We start from the raw sequence: 19,791 nt of genomic DNA, 5'->3' as shown, positions 1-19,791 counted from the left end.
CGAAACGCCGGTCTCAGGCCTGGATTTTCAAGGCCGTCGAGAGCTCGTCGCCAGCCATGTCGCGCATTTCGGCGAGGCTGCGCTGGTCGAGCACCTCGGCGATCGCCTGCCGGACCTCGAGCATCAGATGTCGGACTTGGCATGTCGCCTCGTTGCAATCTTCACAGCGCTGGTACTGGGTGCGGCTGGCGCAAGGAATTGGCGCCAACGGCCCGTCGAGCACGCGCACGACATGGCCCACCTTGATCTCGTCGGCAGGCCGCGCCAGGCGATAGCCGCCCTCCTTGCCCTTACGGCTCTGAACGAAGCCGGCATTGCGCAACTCGCCCAGGATGGCGTCGAGAAACTTTTTCGGGATGTTGTTGCCGGTGGCGATGTCGTTGACGAAAGCGAGCTGTCCAGCCGGCAGTCGCGCGAGGTGTACGAGCGCCTTGAGGCCGTACTTGCCCTTTTTCGTGAGCATGGAATCAAAATTTCTCTGTCATGCGACGGCACGAAACCATCGGTTGCCAAACGCCCGACCTGCGACCCCGCCGCGTCCAAGCTGCCATGACACATAAATTCTAGTGACATGATGTACAAGCCGACAGCTGTTGATTTTGCTTCGTTTTCAGGCGCAATGGCCATTTTGGCAGGCTTTTGTGCCCGCACGGACACAGCCGCACGGCTTCGACAGCCAAAGTGCGTTGTCAGCGATCATCGCGATACGGTGGCCGCTCATCGTCGCCTCCAGTTCCCAATGTCGATAAGATTACTATACTTACCCTCGAAGACGCGGAACAGGTTTTTAAATCCACGGCTGTCTGAGGCATGGATTTGCCTCATGGGGGTCGAGGCGGGAATTCTCATTCGTTCCCAGCGTCCAAGCTGTTGAGGCGGCCCCCGACTTCGTCATCCACGGGCGGAGCAGGAGCGAAGCTCCGTCGCGCAGACCCCAGGATCCATGCCGTGACATCCGTCGAAGAATGCAACGGAGGAGAATCAACGTCCGTTCTGTCGCCATCCCCTTCTTCTCTTCTGCATCGTAGCGGCGCTCTGGCACCACGGCATGGAACCCAGGGTCTGCGCTCCGCCCAAGGATGACGAAGCTTGTGGGCTTCACCCAATCTCGAAAGACAGCCCGCTTGTCCGCTGCGGCACCGCACCACCAATGCATTTATTCTAACAAGCCTGTCCTGGCTGGAAGGATTTAACTCTACAAGAACGATAGAATTAGCGGACTATCGTGGGGCATTCCGTTTACTCTTTTTCAGGAGCCCTCCATGTCCACCAAGTCGCGACGCATCATTCTGCTTTCGTCGGCAGCCCCTGCCGGTGCCGCCTTCCTCGGTCCTGCCATGGCCGACGACCTTAAGGCGGGAAAGGAATGATCGGAAAAGGGGGAATGACGATGACCCATTCCACCGCCGTGCTGTTCAGCCATTTCGGCGCCTGGCTGCTTGGCCTGGCGTCCAATGACAAACGGACAAACGAGGACCCGCGATCGCCGGCGCCGGTGCGCTGGGATGCTGCGCGCGACCGCCTGCCGCCGCGTGACGAGAGTTTCTACTGGGCCTGGCAATATTGGTCGCAGTGAAGGGTAACTCATCCCCTTGAACGGTTTGCCCACACCAGTCCGACCAGGCCGACCAGCATGGTGACGATGCCGGTATAGAGCCATTGCGACTGGCCGGTCATGAAGCTTCCGCTGACCACGCCGATGCCTTGCAGCGACCACACCGCGCCGACGGCAAACACAATCAACGCCAGCAAATTTTTGGTCAGTCTCATTGACAGATCTCCGTTTCGAAGTCGATCGGTTGCGGCGTTCTCGGCGCGATGAAAGAGCCAAAAGAAATGGCCCGAACGCTTCGGCCTCTACTTGGATATTGTCGTTCGATCTTGTCAAACAAGTCGCTGATATCACCACGTAGATCATCGACAATTGATCAATAGGCTGTCGAAAATCCCTAACAGACTGTTACCCGGCGACTCCAAACGTGTGCCACCGCCACGGAACCGACAGATGATTGCCGCATTTCACGCCTTATTCGACACCTAACGGCTGGAGTCTGTCAAAAACGGAGCCATCCCCCAAATATGAATACTACAAAACAGACCGCGCTTGTCGCGGTGACGCTGGTTGCTGGCCTGATGGCCGGCGCATCTTCGGCAGCCGCCGCCGGCCAATGTGGCCGTGCCTCCTGGTACGCCCTTCACTCCAAAACCGCATCGGGCGAGCGCATGAACCCGTCGGCGATGACCGCCGCCCACCGTACCTTGCCTTTCGGCACCAAGCTTCGGGTGACCAACCAGAACAACGGCCGCAGCGTCATCGTGCGCATCAACGATCGCGGTCCGTTCATAAGGGGTCGCGTGCTCGACCTGTCGAAGGGTGCCGCCGGCCAGCTCGGCTTCATCGGTTCCGGCCATACCGCCGTCTGCATGGCGCGCGTCTGATATTGCCATTGCCTGGACCATGATCTCTGGACAAAACGGTTTTCCGCTTGTCCGAGAAAACCGCAATCCACTTTTCGGGAATCATGGTCGGGTGTCCCGCACCAGGCCAGACACATTTCTTACACACTTCGCGCCGCACAGTGAGCCGGCTGCGCCGTTCAGGCCGGATTTTCAAGGCTTTGGACGAAAGAAGCGTTAGTCACGCCACATGACGTATTGCATCGCAGCAATTAGTTGTTAACTTCCCCGCGAGACATTCAAGGCATGACGCTGCTCGTCGTCCCTTCAGTCGCAGGCAGCAGCGGGGTTCTCGATGTTCTACCAGCTCTATGAAATGAACCACGCCGCCATGCAGCCCGCGCGTCTCTATGCCGACGCGGTGCGAATGTTCTACACCAATCCGCTCAATCCGTTTTCGCACACATCATGGGGCCGCTCGGTCGCCGCGACCGCCGAACTGTTCGAGCGCACCACGCGCCGCTACGGCAAGCCGACATTCGGCCTCGACAAGACAGTGGTCGACTGGAAGAGCGTCGAGGTCACCGAGAAGACCGTGTGGTCGCGGCCGTTCTGCAATCTCCTCCGCTTTGAACGCGCCGTGCCCGCCGGGCGCCGGGCGGATCCGAAGCTGTTGATCGTGGCGCCGATGTCCGGCCACTATGCGACGCTGCTGCGCGGCACGGTCGAAGCGATGCTGCCCTATGCCGACGTGCACATCACCGACTGGGTCGATGCCCGCATGGTCCCGCTCGCCGATGGCAGTTTCGATCTCGACGACTATATCGACTACATCATCGACATGCTGCATGCGCTCGGCCCCGACACCCATGTGATGGCGGTGTGCCAGCCTTCCGTGCCGGTGCTTGCGGCCGTTGCGCTGATGGAGACGCGCGGCGACCCTTTCGTGCCCTCGACCATGACCTTGATGGGCGGGCCGATCGACACCCGTTGCAACCCGACCGCGGTCAATCTCCTGGCTGAGGAAAAGGGCATCGACTGGTTCCGCGAGAATGTCGTGATGCGGGCGCCCTGGCCAGTGCCGGGCTTCGGCCGCGAGGTCTATCCGGGCTTCCTGCAGCTGTCCGGCTTCATGAGCATGAATCTCGACCGCCACATCATCGCCCACAAGGACTTCTTCATGCACCTGGTGAAGCATGACGGCGACAACGCCGAGAAGCACCGCGATTTCTACGACGAGTATCTGGCTGTCATGGACCTGACGGCGGAGTTCTACCTGCAGACTGTCGACACTGTCTTCGTGCGCCATGCCTTGCCCAAGGGCGAGATGACGCATCGCGGCACCAGGATCGATCCGTCCGATATCCGCAACGTCGCCCTGTTCACGGTCGAAGGCGAGAACGACGACATTTCCGGCCTTGGCCAGACCAAGGCGGCGCACGATCTGTGCCCCAACATCCCTGCCGACAAGAAGGCGCACTACATGCAGCCGGCGGTCGGCCATTACGGCGTGTTCAACGGCTCACGCTTCCGCTCCGAAATCGTGCCGCGCATCGTCGACTTCATCACCAGCTATGGTCGCCAGAACCGCGTTGCGGTGAAGCCGAAGCTGGTCCGCGTCGCCAAAAGATAGGCTCCCGCAGCGAAAATCCAGGCCAATTGGCCGGCAAAGCTGGCCAGACGGCCAGTGCTGTGCAGCCGATTCTGTTGCACAAGTGCCGCTGTCCTGCCCCTCGGGTAACCATGCTATCAATCCGACCGTCGTCGTAATTGACACGGACTGTAAATCCCCTTTAACCTTTCGTTAATAACTAAGGGTGGACGGGGACAATGATATCCTCATCGATGGCGCGAAGGCTGCGCGTGTACGTAGCGGCCGGGCTGGCAGCAACGGGAGGCTGGGTGGCACCGGCCTTGGCGGCTGGAGCAATGGCGACCGGGGGCCTCACCTCGCAGCCGATCGGCCACTATGATTTCTGCAAGCTCCATCCGGGCGAATGCTCGATCCGTCCCAGCAATCTGGCACCGGCCGCGATGACCGACGCGCTGATGCGCAAGCTGATCAACGTCACCGCCAGGGTCAACGCCGCCGTCAAGCCGATGAGCGACATGGAAATCTACGGCAAGGACGAAGTCTGGGCCTATCCCGACAAGGGCGTCGGCGACTGCGAGGACTATGTGCTGGAGAAGCGGCGCGAGCTTTCGCGCATGGGCATCTCGCTTGCCGACCTTCTGATCACCGTCGTGCGCAAGCCCGACGGCGAGGGCCATGCCGTGCTGACGGTGCGCACCGACAAGGGCGACTATGTGCTCGACAATCTGAACGACAAGGTCAAGTCGTGGGACCTGACCGGCTACCGCTTCCTCAAGCGGCAGGCGATCGACAACACCGGCCGCTGGGTCTCGATCCGCGGTGGCCAGCAGGTCCTGGTCGGCTCGGTTCAGTAAACACGGCTCTTCAGCTGCTTTCGGTAGATACCGAAACTCGGCGCCGCCCCTCATTGTCCTGCCGGACATTTCTCCCCGTATGGTGACGGGGAGAAAGACGCTGTCGTCGATATTTTCGCCAAATGTCGTCGTCGCAAGACGGGCGCCAACGTCGCGGCCACCACCCTTCTCCCCGTCATTACACGGGGAGAAGCTGCCGGCAGGCGGATGAGGGGCAGCGGCATTGCAAGCCGTGCACTCGCGCTTCCAGCAATTCCGCATTTCCCCATGAACCATTTCCTCCCGGCCGACGACACATGGCCGTGGACAGAAACCAACCATGGAGACTTCAGATGACTGCACTTTTGCGAAATACCCTTCTCGCCGCAGTCGCGGTATCGACCCTGGCCGGATCCGCCTTGGCCGATCAGACCATCCCAGGCTGCGCCAAGACATCGACCAACGACCTGTGGGGCGGACGCTGTTGCAGCAATGGCGACTCGAACTGCCTGGGCGGTGGAAACGGTGGTCGAGGCCACAATGACAATGGCGGCCGGGGAGATAAGGGCGGCGCGGCCGGCCAGAAATGATCTCTAAACAGCGGACCTCCGGCGGGCAGCTCTTCAGGCAAAAGCGGACGCGCGTATAAGACTGGCGCCTCCGACCTCGCTACGGTTGCCGGCCCAGAGCCGCGCGGATCGAGGCGGTGATGCGGCGCAGTTCCGCCTCGTCGAGTTTCTCGATGTTCTCGGCCAAGAGATTGGCAAGCTCGGTGGCTGCGGGACTGAGGCCCGACGTGTCGAGCTTCACGCGCGGATGCGAGGCTTCGGCCAGCCGGGCCAGTTCCTCGGCATCGTCCCAGATGACGTTGAAATAGCCGATGATCTTCTGGATCAGCGTCCAGGTCGGCGCGCCGCGCCTGCCATGCTCCAGCGCCGACAGATAGGCGGCGCTGACGCCGATCGCCGCCGCCATGTCCTTCTGGCTGACACCGCGCTCGCTTCGGAGCGCCCTCAGCTTCTCGCCGAACGGCGTCATGCCCGCGTCTTCATGCGCGCTGCCGCCGCAGCCGGATATAAAGCGCGCCGGAGCCGCCATGATTGCGGGCGGCATGGTCGTGGCTGGAGACCAGCGGCCGGAAGGCGGGCGTCGACAGCCAGGCGGGCACGGCGCGCCGCAGCACCCCGTCGCCGCCGGAGGACGAACCCTTGCCGGTGATGACCAGCACGTAGCGAATGCCGCCGGCATGCGCCCGGTGCAGGAACGAGAACAGCAGCGAATAGGCCTCGTCCTGGGTCAGGCCGTGCAGATCGACGCGGCCTTCGATCGGCAGTCGCCCCTTCGACAGCTTGTCCAGCGTCGGTTCGTCGAGCGCATGCGCGACATGGTGCGTCTTCGGCTTTGCCGCGCCGGCCTGGTTGGCAACGGGCTGGGCCGGCTGCGACGGTGTCGGCCTTGTTTCGGCCGCGAGGTCGGGGATATCGACGGCCATCCTGCCCTTGAGCGGCTTGGCCGTGCGCGCCACCAGGTTCCACAGCACCCGGTCGTCTTCGCTGAGCTTGGCTTCGCTTGGTCTGTGTGGCCGCCGGGTCATCGATTCGCCCCCGGAACGAGCGCGCGCGGGATCAGCGCATGAAAATCGGCCGCGTTGCGCACCACGCCGGCGATCTCGCCGGCCGCGTCGCCCGAGCCGGCGAACAGGTCGCCGCGCGCCGGCCCGGTGATGGCGGAGCCGGTGTCCTGTGCGATCATCAGGCGCCGGAACGGTTTGGCGTCAAAAGCGGTCAGCGACGGCGCGTCGATGTGGAACGGCGTGCCGAATGTATGCAGCAGCCGGTCGACGGCGATGGAGCGGCCCGGTGTCAGCGGCACTTTGGCGGCGGCGATCGGGCCCAGGGCGGCGTCCTCGACATCGGCCTCGCGGAAGAAGATGTAGGAGCGGTTTTGCCAAAGGATCTCGTCGACGCGGTCCGGATGCGCCTTGAACCAGGCGCGGATCGACTGCATCGTCACATTTTCCAGCGGGATCTCGCCAATTTCGCTGAGGATCTTGCCGGACCCGGTAAAGCGTTGGCCGGATTTGGCGGCGTAGGTGACGCGGCGGAGCCGGCCATCGGTCATGTTCAGTCTGGCCGCGCCCTGCACATGGATGAAGAAGGCATCGACCTTGTCGGCCAGCCAGGCGATTTCCAGCCCTTTGCCGTCAAGCGCGCCACGTTCGATGGCGCCGCGGTCGGGATATTCGACCGGTCCTTGCGGCGTCTGGCGGGCAAAGGCGAGGTAAGGGTCCAGTCCGGGCGGCCGGTTGGCTTCGTCGATATCGACGAGATCGGCCGGACGCGACAGCAGCGGCACGGAAAATCGCTGCGTCCGGATCGGCGACGCCTCGACTTGCGGTTCGTAGAAGCCGGTGACGAGGCCGGCGGCGCCGTTCTCGGCGCGGATATTCATCGGGATAAAATGACGCTCGAAGAAGGCCCGGGCCTGCGACCGATTCGCCGGCGAAACGATGCGGGCCTCGGCATAGGCCTCGGCAAAGGCGTTGAAGTCGACGCCAAGCGAACCGCTGCGATAGGGCTTGGTCAGGACATGGAAGGCTGAGCGGCGAAAGGCCGCGAAGGCGGAGAGATGGTCGTCGCCGCTCCAGCCGGGGAGATCAGCAAAAGACCTTGCGACAAAAAGAGGCGATAGCGACACCGGAGCCTCGCCACTTCTACCGGGGATTCAGTCTTCTTCCTCGGTGGCGACGAGCTTCCAGTTCGGATCGCGCGAGCGCGTGTCGCGGGCGAAGGTCCAGACGTCCTTGACCTCGGCAACGGTTTCGGGGTCGCCATCGATGACGGCGCCGGCCTTGTCGCGGGTCGCCGAAATCAGCTCGCTGATGATGCGCAGCGTAACATGCGCCTCGCCGCCCTTCATCTCGGCCGAGACGATGTCGGCCTTGTCAATGCCGACGAAGGAGGACTGGATCTTTTCCGACTTGGCCTCGCGCTCGCCGATGGCGGCGACAAAGCCGTCATAGACCTCGCGCGACAGCAGGTTCTTCAGCGTCTTGCGGTCGCCGTCGGCATAGGCCATGACGATCATCTCGTAAGCCATCTTGGCGCCGTCGACGAAGCTCTTCGGCTCGAAGGACGGATCATTGTCCTTGATCGTGCGCAATCCCTTGTTGAGGTCGGTGTCGGGCTTGGCGAAGGCGTCGATCGCCGCATAAGTCTCGGCCGCAGGCTCGCCCGGCAAGCGCTTACGCGGCAGCGAGACGACATTTTCGGGTTTCTGGGCGGCATCCTTGTCGCCGCTGCGGGCCGCCGTATAGGGGTCGAAGGGCGGCCGTTCGCTGCCGGTGCGTCGGCCCAGCACATTGCGCAGTTGGAAAAAGATGACCACTGCCGCAATCAGGAAGAAAATCGTGCCGAAGTCGAAGAATCCCATATCTTCCGCCAATCAATCCCTGCCTTGTGGCCAGACCGCCGGCCCCAAGGGCTACGGTCGCATAGCGTTCAACATTCAAAGCATATAGAACGCAAGGCGCAATCATTCAAATCAAAGGCAGGCATACCTATCTAACAGGCCCAGTGCCAGCGGCGAATGCTCGCCAGCGGCCAAAACGATCGAAAAGGCTTGGCAAGACTTGCGCATTTCGTTCCTTCCCCTTTTTGTCCTGGCGCTGCCGCTGCTGGAAATCGCCGGCTTCGTGGTTGTCGGACGCCAAGTCGGCGCCCTGGCGACGGTCGGCTTGGTGCTGGCGTCGAGCATCGCCGGCGCGCTGCTGCTCCGGCACCAGGGTTTCAGCGTCATGACGCGGATCCGGGCCGAGATGGACGCCGGCCGCGATCCGAGCCGGCAGCTCGCGCATGGCGCGATGATCGTGCTGGCGGCGATCCTCTTGATCATACCCGGCTTCATCACCGACATCATCGGCCTGCTGCTGTTCCTGCCGCCGGTCCGCGATCTCGCCTGGCGGGCGTTGAAGGGCCGCGTCGTGCTGGCTACCAATTTCAGCACCGGCGGGTTCCGCGGCCGGCAGCGCGACAAGACCATCGACCTCGACGATGGCGATTATTCGCGCAGCGACGACTATGCGCGCGGACCGGACCACAACTCTCCCTGGCGCCGCCTCAAGGACGAATAGGGCGGCGGTCCAGAAGCAAGGCGGCAAACCTTGTCTTGTCATGCCGACCATGGTAGCGAACGCCCGATTTCAATTCGGTCAGCGATGCTGCCCAGGCAAGAGGACAAAGGCTTATGGCAAGCAAAGATGACGCGGCGCCCGGCGCAGCCAACGGAAACGGCAATGCGGCACAGCCGTCGCTCAACGTCCTGGCGCAGTATGTGAAGGATCTGTCCTTCGAAAGCCCCGGCGCGCCGAATTCGCTGCGCGGCCGCGACAAGGCGCCCGGCATCGCCATCAACGTCAATGTCAATGCCAACCCGCTCTCCGACAAGCAGTTCGACGTCAATTTGACGCTGAACGCCAAGGCCTCCTTCGACCAGGAAGTGCTGTTCAATGTCGAGCTGATCTATGGCGGCGTGTTCGCGATCAGCGGCTTCCCGCAGGAACACATGCTGCCGATCCTGTTCATCGAATGCCCGCGCCTGCTGTTCCCCTTCGCCCGGCAGATCATCGCCGAAGCGACGCGCAACGGCGGTTTCCCTCCGCTGATGCTCGACCCGATCGATTTCGCGCAGATGTTCCAGCAGAAACTGGCGGAAGACCAGGCCGCGTCGAACGTCAAGGTGAGCTGAGGCTTGCCTTGCAGAATTCATGAAAAGCCCGGCCTTGTGCCGAGCCCTTAACCAAAATGTGGACTTCAAGTTGAAGTTTCCGAAAAACCCCATAAGTCGCAAAGGCTTGTGGGGTTTTTCTTGCTGGAAAAATCTGAAACAGACGACCACCTCGCCCCATCAGGTCGACCAATTCTTCATGCAGGTCCGTCGCAGCATCGCCGGCATAAGCGGGACATCGACCAAGTGACCTTTTGGTGCAGAATCTGCGGCAACCGAAACTCGATGAGCATGGTATGCTTGGCTGCCCAGTTTATGAGGTAAGAAAGTGGCACCACCAATCGCCGAGATGGTTGTCAAATTGGCAGTTCTCTCGGTCTGTGCCATTGCCGCTATCGTTGCTATCAGCGCATCCACTGGCCGACCATCGGCCTCGAAGAAGGGTTTGATCTGGTTTGTGCCGTTCTTCCTGGTGGCCTATCTCTGCCTCTCAACATCCTGCGGATTGGCTGTTGCGACCTTGGCCGCGAGCGTTGGAGGGCCAACGCTGGGAAAGGTTTTCGGCCCCTTGGGTTTCCTCAGCGGGATGTGGTTCGCTAGTATTGTCATCCAGGTTGCGCAGAACGTTGGCTATCGATTGGTCGGCGCTCCCACCCAAAAGCTTGGATGGTACAGAAGTTGGAGGAAACCATCGAGACGCAATAAATCTGGGTAGCGGGTCAGTTTAGCGCTCGAGAAGCCGATGGTTCGCCGACCGTACAAAAAAGCGGAGGAGTGGGGGAATTGAAGTATGAATGGACGAACAATCCTCAGCTGGTTCTTCCGATTACAGCCTTGGTCGTTCTCATGATCGTGAGTTTCGTGGCCGTGGTGGTCTCATTTCTCAGCATATTTTTGCGGGCCGATTTCACTGTGCCAAGTGGCGAGCAGAACCTGTCGTGGGGACCCGAACGCATCAAGAAGCTAAGAGCAAGACTGAATGCCGAATTGTTCTCACCGCGTTTCCGAACTGCCCGCCGGGTGATTGGCTACGGTGTTATTGTTTACGTGGGCTGCTTCGGAGTGGCTGGGCTTATTGTGACCACATTCGGCCACCCGTCTTAAGCGAAATTTCAAACCCGCTACCCAAATTGTAGACCAAGAGCATCTGTGAAACGCCACGAGCGCCAACGCGCAACAATGTGGACAGCAGTTTAATTCCCTGCAGTCCACATTTTGGTTAGGAGGTGGGGCCTTGTGCCGGGTTTTTTGTTTGGGGTGCCGGCCATCGGTAATCGGCTCGCGCGACGGGCAAGCGGCTGTATGGCAAGCGTGAGTTCATTCCTCGAACCCAGTCGAATTGAGCAGGGCGACCTGTTTTCCATCGATGAAAAAGCGGATCGCATGCGCACCGCCGTCGACTTCGATGCGCGTCGGCTCGACGGCCTGCGCTGAGGGGGTGCCGTTGACATGCCGCTCCTGAATTTCTCCGGTCGGTCCGAAGTTCACGAGCAGCAGAAGCGCGGCGCATCCAGTCGCGACCGCGACGTAGGGAGTTGCGGGAGAAGTAGACCAGGACATCTAATCGTTCCTTCCTTGTGAGGGGCGACATTTGCGGTTGGTATGATCGTTTTGAAAGCTCGGCGTCGGCAGTGCTCGACGGCCGTGTCACGACTTTGGCCAAAGGAAGGGGATTGACCGGATAGTGCGAGTTTCGTGAAGGTTTTTTGCCCCCTGCCGCCGCAAGCTTAGTGCCAGCCTCCAAATGGCAAAGGGCGCGCGCGTGGAACAGCGTGGAATTCTGCGGATTTCCTGGAATTCAGGTCTGTGGAAAAGCTGTGGGTGCCGGTGCTGGCACGTGTTATGCGTGCAAAGGGCAAGTGGGGCGTCGGATGGCACAGCATATCGCGCAGAAGCTAAGGCTGACCTCGACTTTGCTCGGAACCGTCTCCCGCAAGGACCTCGCGGCTGCATTCCGCGCTGTCAACCCGAAGACGGCGTTCGATGTCGGTCGCGCCGACAAATGGCTGCAGGGCCGCGCGCAGCCGCGCGAACTCAGCGTCTATGACGACTGGTCGAAGCTTCTCGGCCTAGAGCAGCCCGGAGCCTGGGTTGCCGCGAGCGACCTGCCAGCCTTCACCGCGGCGATCTGCGCCCGCCACGGCATCGACAGGGCTGAGCTGGAGCGCCGTGCCGCTGCGCCATCGAAGGGATCCTTGCACGAGGATGGGAGTCTTGGCCTGGCCTTGGTCGGCACCTATGCCTGCTATTCGCGCGCCATGTCGCCCTATTATCGCGGCCAACTCATCAAAGGCAGCATGTCTATTAAAGCCGGGCCGGATGGGCACGGCCTGATTGCAGCCTATCGCGAAATATTGCCGACCGGGCAGCTGCTGATCGGCGGGCCGGTCACGCCGGCAAAACGCGGCCTCTATGCACATCTGAAAGAATCCGGCGGCGACGCTCACTTCTTCTTCTGTCTGTTCCCGCAGTCGCAGCCGGGAAGCGTGCTCGGCGGATATCTGTGCGGCGGCGCCATCATCGGTCCGGAGCCGCAGCCGTCACTGAGCAGAATCCTGATGATCCGCTTGCCCGATCCGCCGCATGCGACCGAGTTATGGGGCGGATATCTGACGTCCGACCGGTCGATCGTCGCGGATCTGGCAGCGCTCGGCCTGACCATCGATCAACCGGAAGCCGTCAACCGGCAGCTCGCGCAGTTCCTGGCTGGAGACAGCAGCGACGGCGGCGCTCTCCAGATCCCGCCGGCCGAGTTCCACGCCATCCTCGACGTGTTCGACCGTCAGTGGCTGCGGTATCCGGCATAGTGTGCTGATGCCGAGGTTCGGGACCTTCGCCCATCAACGCCTTAGGTCTTTTTCATGCATGTCGTCGTCCCAAACCGCTGCGCACTTTGGTGACATGCATTAGCCAGCCACAACCTTCAGCCACAGCGCCTTTTCGCCGAGCGTGGTGACCATGCCGGCATGCGCGTCGCGCTCGGCGTCGGTGAGGCGCGACGGCAAGGGCGTCGGGCGCTGGCTGATGGTGATTTCGATCTGGCGGACATTCTCGTTACCCTCAGCCGGCGCGGTGGCGCTGTCGAGGATGAGGGCTGCCTGCTTGCCGCCGATCAGCTCGATATAGACTTCGGCCAGCAGTTCGGAATCGAGCAAGGCGCCGTGCTTGGTGCGCCTCGTGTTGTCGATGCCGTAGCGCCGGCAGAGCGCGTCGAGCGAATTGGGGCCCATCGGGTGCTTGCGGCGCGCCAGCGCCAGCGTGTCGACGACACGGCCATTGTCGATGACCGGGTGACCGAGGCGGCCGAATTCGACATTGAGGAAGCCGACATCGAACGTTGCGTTGTGGGCGACCAGCTTGGCGCCGTCGATGAAGGCCAGCCACTCCTCGGCAATCTCGGCAAAGGTCGGCTTGCCCGCGAGGTCCGCGGCGCTGATACCGTGGACCGCCTGCGCTTCGGCGTGGATCGGCCGCCCTTGAGGGTTGATGTAGTGGTGGAAGGTCTTGCCGGTCGGGAAGCGGTTGACCAGCTCGATGCCGCCCAGCTCGATGACGCGGTCGTCGCGCGAATCGAGGCCGGTGGTTTCCGTGTCGAAGATGATCTCACGCATCGAATCAGTCGCTCCAGGCGAGCAGAATCATAAGACCGGAACAAAATGGCAATGGGCAATGCTGACGGCCTGGCGTCAGGAGATGGCATTCCTTGACTTATCCCCGGTCAGATCCGCAACCATGGCTTTGACCGCCGCGCGGGCGGCGTCCATCCCTTGTCCAGTGTCGATGATGAAATCGGCCTGACGACGCTTATCCGCATCCGGCACCTGCTTGGCCAGGATCGATTCCAGTTTTTCCTCGGTCATGCCCGGTCGCGCCAGCACGCGCTGGCGCTGCACTTCGGCCGCGGCGGTGACGACGACGACCTTGTCGACGCGGTTGCGGCCGCCGGTTTCGAACAACAGCGGAATGTCGAGCACCGCGAGCGGCGCTCCGGCGGCCCGGTTGCGCGCCAGGAAGGCATCGGCATCGGCGCGCACCAGCGGGTGGATAATGGCCTCCAGCCGCCTCAGCGCGCTGGCGTCGCCAAGCACGCGTGCGCCCAGCTTTGTGCGATCGACCACGCCGGCGTCCGTCGTGCCGGGAAAGGCCGCTTCGACCAAGGGCGCGGCCTTGCCGGCATAGAGGCGATGCACCGCCTCGTCGGAATCATGAACCGGCACGCCGGCCTCGGCAAACATCCTGGCCGTTGTCGACTTGCCCATGCCGATCGAGCCGGTGAGACCGAGCACGATCATGGTTTCGGCACCAGGTCGGCGACGATGAGCGCACGCAATTCGGCCGTAACCTGCGGCCTGACGCCGAACCAGCGCTCGAAGCCGGGCACGGCCTGGTTGAGCAGCATGCCGAGACCGTCGACCGTCTTCAGCTTCCTTGCGCGGGCCGCGGCAAGCAGCGGCGTCTCCAGCGGCACATAGACGATGTCGTTGACGATGGCGTGATCCGGCAGCAAGGCCGGATTGGCGGCAAGGGTTTCATCCCCTTGCATGCCGAGCGCCGTGGTGTTGACCAGCAGGCCGGCATCGGCAAGCAGTTCGCCGGTCGCCGCAGTGCCGTGCGCGGTAACGCCGGCGCCGAAGCGATCGCGCAATTCCTGCGCCCGGGCCAGCGTGCGGTTGACGATGCGGATGTCGGCGACACCGCGTTGCTTCAGTGCATGGATGACGGCGCGCGAGGCGCCGCCGGCGCCAAGCACGACCGCCGGGCCGTTGCTCGCCCAGCCCGGCGCGTGATCGTCGAGATTGGCGGCAAAGCCGTGACCGTCGGTGTTGCCGCCCCACAAGATGCCGTCCTCGAACCACAGCGTGTTGACGGCGCCGATCTCTTCAGCCGCCTCATCACGCCGGTCGACCAGCGCGAAGGCGGCCTCCTTGTGCGGAATGGTGACATTGCCGCCGCGATAACCGTTCGCCTGGAGCGTCGCCAGAAATTGAGCAAAGTCCTCCGGCGCCACGTCGATGGCCTGGTAGCTGCCGACGATGCCATGTTGGGCAAGCCAGTGGCCGTGGATCTTCGGCGAGCGTGAATGCTTGATCGGATGGCCGGTGACGAAGGCTTTTTTGGTCGCCTCAGCCATCGATCGCTCCAAGGGCACGAAGTTCGGCCAGCAACGGCAGCAGCGGCAGGCCGACAATGGTGAAATGGTCGCCCTCGATCTTCTCGAAGAGCTCGATGCCTTCGCCTTCGACCTGGTAGGCGCCGACGCTGGCCAGCGCCTTGGCGCCGACGCGAGCCAGATGGCGGCCGATGAAGGCAGGGTCGAGCTTGCGCATGGTCATGCTGGCGATGCCGACATGCCGCCACAGCACCTGACCATCGCGGACCAGCACGGCGGCGCTGTTGAGCTGATGGGTCTTGCCCGACAATGCCAGCAGGTGACGGCGCGCGCCCTCCATGTCGGCCGGCTTGTGGAACACGTCGTCGCCGAGCGACAGCGTCTGGTCGCAGCCGAGCACCAGTGCACCCGGCCTGCGCTCGCTGACCTCGGTCGCCTTGGCCTCGGCCAGCACCAGGGCGACATCCTCGGGCGAAACACCGCTGTCCTGCAAGGGCGCCTCGAGCGCCCGCTCGTCGACGTCGGCCGCAACCGCCTCGACGTCGACGCCGGCATTGACGAGCATCGCCTTACGGAACGAACTGCTAGAGGCGAGGATGATTTTTTCGGTCATTTTGCACTCGGGCGCAGACACAGGCGCGGTTAGAGTATGAGCAGCTCTAGTCGGTAAAGTGGGCGCTGCCCCTCATTGTCCTGCCGGACAGCTTCAGCGCCGACGCTGTTTCCGGCCACGCTGGCGATTGGCGAAACCATCGATGGCAGCGCCCCTCTCCCCGCCACTATACGGGGAGAGGGGGCCGGCAGGCGGGTGAGGGGCAGCAACGACTTTCGGCTAGATTTCGCCTGGAGAAGACTCGGAAAACTCACTTTTCGCTCATTTATCTCGACTTGCCGCGCAGGGCAACGATCGCCGCCGCCGTTTCCTCGATCGAGCGGCGGCTGACATCGATCATCGGCCAGCCATGGCGCGTGCAGATCTGGCGGGCATAGGCGAGCTCCTCGGTGATGGCGGCGCGGTCGACATAGTCGCTCGCTTCGTAAGTGCTGCTGTTGCCGAGGATGCGGTTTTGCCGGACATGCGAGATGCGCTCGGCGGTGGCAATCAGCCCGACGATCAGCGGGGTCTTGGCGTTGACTAGGCTCTCCGGCACCGGCACGCCGAGCACGATCGGGATGTTGGCGGTCTTGATGCCGCGGTTGGCGAGATAGATGCTGGTCGGCGTCTTCGACGTGCGCGAGATGCCGATCAGCACGATGTCGGCATCGTCCATATTGGCCGGCAGCTGGCCGTCATCATGCTCCATGGTGAAATTGAGCGCGTCGATGCGGCGGAAATATTCGGCGTCGAGAACATGCTGGGCGCCGACGCGGCGGCCGGCCGGCGTGCCGAGATAGGACTGGAACACGGTCAGCACTGGCTCCAGCACCGACACGCAGGGCAGGCCCATGGTCGCACAACGCTCGTCAATGCCGCGCGCCAGCTTCTGGTCGACGACCGTGTAGAGGATGATGCCCGGTTCCTCCTCGATGTCCTCGAACACTTTTGCCACCTGCTTTTCGGTGCGGATGAGCGGGTAGATATGCTCGATGGCGCGCGCGTCCTTGTATTGCGCGGAAGCCGCCCGGCCTGCGGCGAGCAGCGTTTCGCCGGTCGCGTCGGAAATCAGGTGCAGGTGGAAGAAGCTCTGGGGTTTGTTCACAAGGGGTCACTCCAGGCTGTGGGCGGCTGTGGATAAAGCGGGATGGAAAGACGGGCCGGTCACGGGTGACTGTATCAGATGGCAGTTTGTCCACAATTCGTCGCACTGTCAGCTTCGCCGAGCGGCTGGGGACAAGTCTGGGGACGGTGTCTTTTGCCTCTCGCCTGTCCACAGCGACGGCTTTTCCATTCGCTTCCTAACGCCTTGACTCCAGTCATGGATTCCAGGCTTTCCCCAGAACCCTACAGTTTGGAGAGGCAAGCGCGCGACAATATGCTGGCTGGTGTTTTTGTGGGCAAAGCGGGACAGGTGACAACCACCACAACCAACAGACTCTTAGAATCAGAAGAATCTTAGATATAAGAATCTTTGATTATAGAGAGGCTTGGAGAAGCGAGCGCTCGATGCCCCAGAACCGGATCATGCTGGACGTCCTGAAGGGCAAGACGGTGTTTCCGCCTCCCCTCTGGATGATGCGTCAGGCCGGGCGTTATCTGCCGGAATATCGCGAGACACGCCGGCGGGCCGGTTCGTTTCTCGACCTTTGCTACGATCCCGACCTTGCCGTCGAAGTGACCTTGCAGCCGATCGAGCGCTTCGGCTTCGATGCCTCGATCCTGTTCTCGGATATTCTCGTCGTTCCACACGCGCTTGGCCGCGACGTACGCTTCGAAGAGGGGCGCGGGCCCCTGCTGACGCCGATCACGGCGCCAGAGATTGCGGCTCTGGAGAGCAAAACGTTTCACGTGAATCTCGAACCGGTCTACGAGACGGTCCGCCGCCTGCGGGCAAAACTGCCCGATGAGACAACGCTGATCGGCTTCTGCGGCGCGCCTTGGACGGTGGCGACCTATATGATTGCCGGCCATGGCACGCCCGACCAGGCGCCGGCGCGGCTGTTCGCCTATCGCGAGCCGGAAGCCTTTCAACATTTGCTGAAAGTGCTTGCCGATCATTCGGCCGCCTATCTTATCCGCCAGATCGAGGCCGGTGCGGATGTGGTGCAGATCTTCGATTCCTGGTCGGGCGTTCTCGATGATGCATCGTTCGACCTGTTCTGCGTTCAGCCGGTGGCCGAGATCGTTGGCCGGGTCCGGGCGGTTCATCCCGATGTTCCAATCATTGGCTTTCCCAAGGGGGCCGGTGCGCGGTACCGGACCTATCGCCAGAAGACCGGAGTAACGGCCCTGGGGATCGACTGGACGGTGCCCCTGGTGGCGGCGAAGGATTTGCAGCGCTTGGGTGCGGTCCAAGGCAATCTCGATCCCTTGCGGCTCGTTGCTGGCGGCAAAGCCCTATCCGATGGTGTCGAGGCTATCCTGAAAACGCTGGGCGACGGGCCGCTGATTTTCAACCTCGGTCACGGCATCACGCCGGAGACGCCGATAGCGCATGTCGAGACAATGGTGAAACTGGTGAGGAGCGCGACCCGCTGATGACTCATTCAAACAGCACTGGCAGCACCAACAGCACCGGCCAGGCAATGATGCGGATGATGATCGGCATTGCCGTGCTGGTCGTTCTCACGGCACTTTTGTTTTTCGTCGCGCCCGACAGCTTCTATCCATGGGCGAAAGCGATCCACATCCTTGCCGTCATCTCCTGGATGGCGGGCATGCTCTATCTGCCGCGGCTGCTGGTCTATCACGTGGATGCCGAGAAGGGCTCGGTGCAGTCGGAGACCTTCAAGGTGATGGAGCGCCGCCTGCTCCGCGGTATCATCAATCCGGCAATGATCGCCACCTGGGTTTTTGGTCTGTGGCTCGCCTGGAAAGGCTTTGGTTTCCATGGTGGCTGGCTGCACGCCAAGATCGGTGCCGTGCTTCTATTGTCCGCCGTTCATGGCTATCTGGCCGGCGCGGTGCGCAAATTTGCCGAGGACCGCAACGAAAAACCGGCCCGGCACTGGCGGATGATCAACGAGATCCCCACATTACTGATGATCGCAATCGTGATCCTGGTTGTCGTCAAGCCGTTTTAGCTCTTACCAGGGCCCATAAAACGCAGCTTGCTCTTTCACCCAAGCGACGATAAAAGACGGGTCTTCCTTCCCGTCATGCGCCGCCCTTTATTGCTTTCGGCCGCGCCCGGCATTTGTCGCATCCCGCCGATATATTTTCCCCAAAGCAGATTCAGAGTCCGTCTATGCAAGAAATGAAACTCGCAGAGTTCAAGAACAAGAAGCCACCAGAGCTGATCGCTTATGCCGAATCGCTCGAGGTCGAAAACGCCAGCGTCATGCGCAAGCAGGAGCTGATGTTCGCTATCCTGAAGAAACTGGCCGCCCAGGAGATCGAGATCATCGGTGACGGTGTTGTCGAGGTGCTGCAGGACGGTTTCGGTTTCCTGCGCTCCGCCAATGCCAACTATCTGCCCGGTCCCGACGACATCTACATCTCACCCTCGCAGATCCGCCGGTTTTCGCTGAAGACAGGCGATACCGTCGAAGGGCCGATCCGCAGCCCGAAAGAGGGCGAACGCTATTTCGCCCTGCTCAAGGTCAACACCATCAATTTCGACGATCCCGAAAAGATCCGTCACAAGATCCACTTCGACAATCTGACGCCGCTCTATCCGACCAAGCGGCTGAAGATGGAGATCGACAATTCGACCAGCAAGGACATCTCGCCGCGCGTGATCGACCTGGTGGCGCCCATCGGCAAGGGACAGCGCGCGTTGATCAACGCGCAGCCGCGTACCGGCAAGACGGTTCTGATGCAGAATATCGCCCACTCGATTACTGCCAACCATCCGGAATGCTATCTGATCGTCCTGCTCATCGACGAGCGGCCGGAGGAAGTCACCGACATGCAGCGCTCGGTGAAGGGCGAGGTTATCTCCTCGACCTTCGACGAGCCGGCGGTGCGTCACGTCCAGGTCGCCGAAATGGTGATCGAGAAAGCCAAGCGCCTGGTCGAGCATGGCCGCGACGTCGTCATCCTGCTCGATTCGATTACCCGCCTCGGCCGTGCCTACAACACGGTTGTGCCGTCATCCGGCAAGGTGCTGACCGGCGGTGTCGACGCCAATGCTCTGCAGCGGCCGAAGCGCTTCTTCGGTGCCGCCCGCAACATCGAGGAAGGCGGCTCGCTGACCATCATTGCGACTGCGCTCATCGACACCGGCAGCCGCATGGACGAAGTCATCTTCGAGGAGTTCAAGGGCACCGGCAACTGCGAAATCCAGCTCGACCGCAAGGTTGCCGACAAGCGCATCTATCCGGCCATGGACATCTTGAAGTCCGGTACCCGCAAGGAGGACCTTCTGGTCTCCAAGCAGGACCTGCAGAAGATCTTCGTGCTGCGCCGCATCCTGGCGCCGATGGGCACCACGGACGCGATCGAGTTCCTGATCGACAAGCTCAAGCAGACCAAGACCAATGCGGATTTCTTCGATTCGATGAACACGTAACGGTCTGGCCGACACCTTCCG

24 protein-coding genes are annotated in these 19,791 nt (G+C 61.9%); 12 read left to right on the top strand and 12 right to left on the bottom strand.

Features of this window, described 5'->3' with window-relative positions; genetic code table 11:
* Nucleotides 1-13 precede the first annotated feature (13 nt).
* Nucleotides 14-463, bottom strand: a complete 450-nt coding sequence (locus AC0ZT5_RS29365) for an RrF2 family transcriptional regulator (RefSeq protein ID WP_488499275.1) — start codon at nucleotides 461-463, stop codon at nucleotides 14-16.
* Between the two features lie 927 nt (nucleotides 464-1,390).
* Between AC0ZT5_RS29365 and AC0ZT5_RS29360 the strand changes: the two genes are divergently transcribed.
* A complete protein-coding gene (locus AC0ZT5_RS29360; RefSeq protein ID WP_477282163.1) occupies nucleotides 1,391-1,576 on the top strand; it encodes a hypothetical protein in 186 nt (61 codons plus the stop codon).
* A gap of 8 nt (nucleotides 1,577-1,584) precedes the next feature.
* Here the strand turns inward: AC0ZT5_RS29360 and AC0ZT5_RS29355 are convergent, their stop codons facing one another.
* On the bottom strand, nucleotides 1,585-1,770 hold the full coding sequence (locus AC0ZT5_RS29355) for a hypothetical protein (RefSeq protein ID WP_477280680.1): 186 nt from the start codon (nucleotides 1,768-1,770) through the stop codon (nucleotides 1,585-1,587).
* A 309-nt stretch (nucleotides 1,771-2,079) separates the two neighbouring features.
* On the opposite strand from AC0ZT5_RS29355, the gene AC0ZT5_RS29350 reads away from it, so the two are divergent.
* From AC0ZT5_RS29350 to AC0ZT5_RS29335, 4 genes are all read left to right on the top strand, one after another.
* Nucleotides 2,080-2,439 carry a septal ring lytic transglycosylase RlpA family protein gene (locus tag AC0ZT5_RS29350; protein ID WP_477280679.1) on the top strand — a complete coding sequence of 120 codons (360 nt, stop codon included), beginning with the start codon at nucleotides 2,080-2,082 and terminating at the stop codon, nucleotides 2,437-2,439.
* 313 nt (nucleotides 2,440-2,752) lie between these two features.
* Complete coding sequence (locus AC0ZT5_RS29345; protein WP_095083871.1) at nucleotides 2,753-4,030, top strand: polyhydroxyalkanoate depolymerase; 1,278 nt, start codon at nucleotides 2,753-2,755, stop codon at nucleotides 4,028-4,030.
* Nucleotides 4,031-4,227: 197 nt separating this feature from the next.
* The gene (locus AC0ZT5_RS29340; RefSeq protein ID WP_488499274.1) at nucleotides 4,228-4,845 is read left to right on the top strand and encodes a transglutaminase-like cysteine peptidase; all 618 of its coding nucleotides are present in this window, start codon (nucleotides 4,228-4,230) and stop codon (nucleotides 4,843-4,845) included.
* 332 nt (nucleotides 4,846-5,177) lie between these two features.
* Nucleotides 5,178-5,414, top strand: a complete 237-nt coding sequence (locus AC0ZT5_RS29335; RefSeq protein ID WP_488499273.1) for a hypothetical protein — start codon at nucleotides 5,178-5,180, stop codon at nucleotides 5,412-5,414.
* A gap of 79 nt (nucleotides 5,415-5,493) precedes the next feature.
* Here the strand turns inward: AC0ZT5_RS29335 and AC0ZT5_RS29330 are convergent, their stop codons facing one another.
* The 4 genes from AC0ZT5_RS29330 to AC0ZT5_RS29315 are packed head-to-tail and all read right to left on the bottom strand — an operon-like array spanning nucleotide 5,494 to nucleotide 8,256.
* Nucleotides 5,494-5,862, bottom strand: coding sequence for a helix-turn-helix domain-containing protein (locus tag AC0ZT5_RS29330; RefSeq protein ID WP_457152990.1), 369 nt, complete (start codon nucleotides 5,860-5,862; stop codon nucleotides 5,494-5,496).
* A 10-nt stretch (nucleotides 5,863-5,872) separates the two neighbouring features.
* Nucleotides 5,873-6,418 carry a Smr/MutS family protein gene (locus AC0ZT5_RS29325; RefSeq protein WP_488499272.1) on the bottom strand — a complete coding sequence of 182 codons (546 nt, stop codon included), beginning with the start codon at nucleotides 6,416-6,418 and terminating at the stop codon, nucleotides 5,873-5,875.
* A complete protein-coding gene (gene mltA, locus AC0ZT5_RS29320; RefSeq protein WP_488499271.1) occupies nucleotides 6,415-7,521 on the bottom strand; it encodes a murein transglycosylase A in 1,107 nt (368 codons plus the stop codon). The genes AC0ZT5_RS29325 and mltA overlap by 4 nt, the downstream gene beginning before the upstream one ends.
* A 27-nt stretch (nucleotides 7,522-7,548) precedes the next feature.
* Nucleotides 7,549-8,256: a Tim44/TimA family putative adaptor protein gene (locus tag AC0ZT5_RS29315; protein WP_184872745.1), complete on the bottom strand. Its 708-nt coding sequence runs from the start codon at nucleotides 8,254-8,256 to the stop codon at nucleotides 7,549-7,551.
* A 199-nt stretch (nucleotides 8,257-8,455) separates the two neighbouring features.
* Here AC0ZT5_RS29315 and AC0ZT5_RS29310 point away from each other — a divergent pair, with 199 nt between their 5' ends.
* From AC0ZT5_RS29310 to AC0ZT5_RS29300, 3 genes are all read left to right on the top strand, one after another.
* Nucleotides 8,456-8,956 carry an FxsA family protein gene (locus tag AC0ZT5_RS29310; protein WP_184872744.1) on the top strand — a complete coding sequence of 167 codons (501 nt, stop codon included), beginning with the start codon at nucleotides 8,456-8,458 and terminating at the stop codon, nucleotides 8,954-8,956.
* A gap of 113 nt (nucleotides 8,957-9,069) precedes the next feature.
* Nucleotides 9,070-9,570, top strand: a complete 501-nt coding sequence (gene secB, locus AC0ZT5_RS29305) for a protein-export chaperone SecB (RefSeq protein WP_095083878.1) — start codon at nucleotides 9,070-9,072, stop codon at nucleotides 9,568-9,570.
* Between the two features lie 762 nt (nucleotides 9,571-10,332).
* Nucleotides 10,333-10,653 carry a hypothetical protein gene (locus AC0ZT5_RS29300; protein ID WP_488499270.1) on the top strand — a complete coding sequence of 107 codons (321 nt, stop codon included), beginning with the start codon at nucleotides 10,333-10,335 and terminating at the stop codon, nucleotides 10,651-10,653.
* A 213-nt stretch (nucleotides 10,654-10,866) separates the two neighbouring features.
* On the opposite strand, the gene AC0ZT5_RS29295 is transcribed toward AC0ZT5_RS29300, so the two are convergent.
* Nucleotides 10,867-11,109, bottom strand: a complete 243-nt coding sequence (locus AC0ZT5_RS29295) for a hypothetical protein (RefSeq protein ID WP_488499269.1) — start codon at nucleotides 11,107-11,109, stop codon at nucleotides 10,867-10,869.
* A gap of 311 nt (nucleotides 11,110-11,420) precedes the next feature.
* On the opposite strand from AC0ZT5_RS29295, the gene AC0ZT5_RS29290 reads away from it, so the two are divergent.
* Nucleotides 11,421-12,356 carry a hypothetical protein gene (locus AC0ZT5_RS29290; RefSeq protein ID WP_488499268.1) on the top strand — a complete coding sequence of 312 codons (936 nt, stop codon included), beginning with the start codon at nucleotides 11,421-11,423 and terminating at the stop codon, nucleotides 12,354-12,356.
* Between the two features lie 99 nt (nucleotides 12,357-12,455).
* Here the strand turns inward: AC0ZT5_RS29290 and dnaQ are convergent, their stop codons facing one another.
* From dnaQ to AC0ZT5_RS29265, 5 genes are all read right to left on the bottom strand, one after another.
* Entirely contained in the window at nucleotides 12,456-13,160 is a 705-nt protein-coding gene (gene dnaQ, locus AC0ZT5_RS29285) for a DNA polymerase III subunit epsilon (protein ID WP_488499267.1), read from the bottom strand.
* Nucleotides 13,161-13,235: 75 nt separating this feature from the next.
* Nucleotides 13,236-13,841, bottom strand: coding sequence for a dephospho-CoA kinase (coaE, locus tag AC0ZT5_RS29280; protein ID WP_488499266.1), 606 nt, complete (start codon nucleotides 13,839-13,841; stop codon nucleotides 13,236-13,238).
* On the bottom strand, nucleotides 13,838-14,680 hold the full coding sequence (locus AC0ZT5_RS29275; RefSeq protein ID WP_488499265.1) for a shikimate dehydrogenase: 843 nt from the start codon (nucleotides 14,678-14,680) through the stop codon (nucleotides 13,838-13,840). The genes coaE and AC0ZT5_RS29275 overlap by 4 nt, the downstream gene beginning before the upstream one ends.
* Nucleotides 14,673-15,272, bottom strand: coding sequence for a Maf-like protein (locus AC0ZT5_RS29270; RefSeq protein ID WP_488499264.1), 600 nt, complete (start codon nucleotides 15,270-15,272; stop codon nucleotides 14,673-14,675). The genes AC0ZT5_RS29275 and AC0ZT5_RS29270 overlap by 8 nt, the downstream gene beginning before the upstream one ends.
* 265 nt (nucleotides 15,273-15,537) lie before the next feature.
* Nucleotides 15,538-16,359 carry a pyruvate, water dikinase regulatory protein gene (locus AC0ZT5_RS29265; protein ID WP_095083883.1) on the bottom strand — a complete coding sequence of 274 codons (822 nt, stop codon included), beginning with the start codon at nucleotides 16,357-16,359 and terminating at the stop codon, nucleotides 15,538-15,540.
* 404 nt (nucleotides 16,360-16,763) lie between these two features.
* Between AC0ZT5_RS29265 and hemE the strand changes: the two genes are divergently transcribed.
* The 3 genes from hemE (at nucleotide 16,764) to rho (ending at nucleotide 19,770) form a co-directional block, all read left to right on the top strand.
* Nucleotides 16,764-17,795, top strand: coding sequence for a uroporphyrinogen decarboxylase (gene hemE / locus AC0ZT5_RS29260; RefSeq protein ID WP_488499263.1), 1,032 nt, complete (start codon nucleotides 16,764-16,766; stop codon nucleotides 17,793-17,795).
* On the top strand, nucleotides 17,795-18,340 hold the full coding sequence (hemJ, locus tag AC0ZT5_RS29255; protein ID WP_488499262.1) for a protoporphyrinogen oxidase HemJ: 546 nt from the start codon (nucleotides 17,795-17,797) through the stop codon (nucleotides 18,338-18,340). Before hemE ends, hemJ begins: the two co-directional genes overlap by 1 nt.
* A gap of 164 nt (nucleotides 18,341-18,504) precedes the next feature.
* Nucleotides 18,505-19,770 carry a transcription termination factor Rho gene (gene rho / locus AC0ZT5_RS29250; RefSeq protein ID WP_095083886.1) on the top strand — a complete coding sequence of 422 codons (1,266 nt, stop codon included), beginning with the start codon at nucleotides 18,505-18,507 and terminating at the stop codon, nucleotides 19,768-19,770.
* Nucleotides 19,771-19,791: the final 21 nt, after the last annotated feature.

Source organism: Mesorhizobium sp. CNPSo 4670, from assembly GCF_057784235.1.
The sequence above is the reverse complement of the archived record's forward strand: the minus strand, read 5'-3'. Positions and strand labels throughout refer to the sequence as shown.

Bases quoted from the DNA above. Each gene is read 5' to 3' on its own strand.
- AC0ZT5_RS29345 (WP_095083871.1), top strand. From the start codon at position 2,753: ATGTTCTACCAGCTCTATGAAATGAACCACGCCGCCATGCAGCCCGCG.
- AC0ZT5_RS29350 (WP_477280679.1), top strand. From the start codon at position 2,080: ATGAATACTACAAAACAGACCGCGCTTGTCGCGGTGACGCTGGTTGCT.
- AC0ZT5_RS29270 (WP_488499264.1), bottom strand. From the start codon at position 15,272: ATGACCGAAAAAATCATCCTCGCCTCTAGCAGTTCGTTCCGTAAGGCG.
- AC0ZT5_RS29290 (WP_488499268.1), top strand. From the start codon at position 11,421: ATGGCACAGCATATCGCGCAGAAGCTAAGGCTGACCTCGACTTTGCTC.
- AC0ZT5_RS29295 (WP_488499269.1), bottom strand. From the start codon at position 11,109: ATGTCCTGGTCTACTTCTCCCGCAACTCCCTACGTCGCGGTCGCGACT.
- AC0ZT5_RS29315 (WP_184872745.1), bottom strand. From the start codon at position 8,256: ATGGGATTCTTCGACTTCGGCACGATTTTCTTCCTGATTGCGGCAGTG.
- AC0ZT5_RS29330 (WP_457152990.1), bottom strand. From the start codon at position 5,862: ATGACGCCGTTCGGCGAGAAGCTGAGGGCGCTCCGAAGCGAGCGCGGT.
- AC0ZT5_RS29355 (WP_477280680.1), bottom strand. From the start codon at position 1,770: ATGAGACTGACCAAAAATTTGCTGGCGTTGATTGTGTTTGCCGTCGGC.
- secB (WP_095083878.1), top strand. From the start codon at position 9,070: ATGGCAAGCAAAGATGACGCGGCGCCCGGCGCAGCCAACGGAAACGGC.
- rho (WP_095083886.1), top strand. From the start codon at position 18,505: ATGCAAGAAATGAAACTCGCAGAGTTCAAGAACAAGAAGCCACCAGAG.
- AC0ZT5_RS29275 (WP_488499265.1), bottom strand. From the start codon at position 14,680: ATGGCTGAGGCGACCAAAAAAGCCTTCGTCACCGGCCATCCGATCAAG.
- AC0ZT5_RS29335 (WP_488499273.1), top strand. From the start codon at position 5,178: ATGACTGCACTTTTGCGAAATACCCTTCTCGCCGCAGTCGCGGTATCG.
- hemE (WP_488499263.1), top strand. From the start codon at position 16,764: ATGCCCCAGAACCGGATCATGCTGGACGTCCTGAAGGGCAAGACGGTG.
- coaE (WP_488499266.1), bottom strand. From the start codon at position 13,841: ATGATCGTGCTCGGTCTCACCGGCTCGATCGGCATGGGCAAGTCGACA.
- AC0ZT5_RS29325 (WP_488499272.1), bottom strand. From the start codon at position 6,418: ATGACCCGGCGGCCACACAGACCAAGCGAAGCCAAGCTCAGCGAAGAC.
- hemJ (WP_488499262.1), top strand. From the start codon at position 17,795: ATGACTCATTCAAACAGCACTGGCAGCACCAACAGCACCGGCCAGGCA.
- dnaQ (WP_488499267.1), bottom strand. From the start codon at position 13,160: ATGCGTGAGATCATCTTCGACACGGAAACCACCGGCCTCGATTCGCGC.
- AC0ZT5_RS29340 (WP_488499274.1), top strand. From the start codon at position 4,228: ATGATATCCTCATCGATGGCGCGAAGGCTGCGCGTGTACGTAGCGGCC.
- AC0ZT5_RS29365 (WP_488499275.1), bottom strand. From the start codon at position 463: ATGCTCACGAAAAAGGGCAAGTACGGCCTCAAGGCGCTCGTACACCTC.
- AC0ZT5_RS29360 (WP_477282163.1), top strand. From the start codon at position 1,391: ATGACCCATTCCACCGCCGTGCTGTTCAGCCATTTCGGCGCCTGGCTG.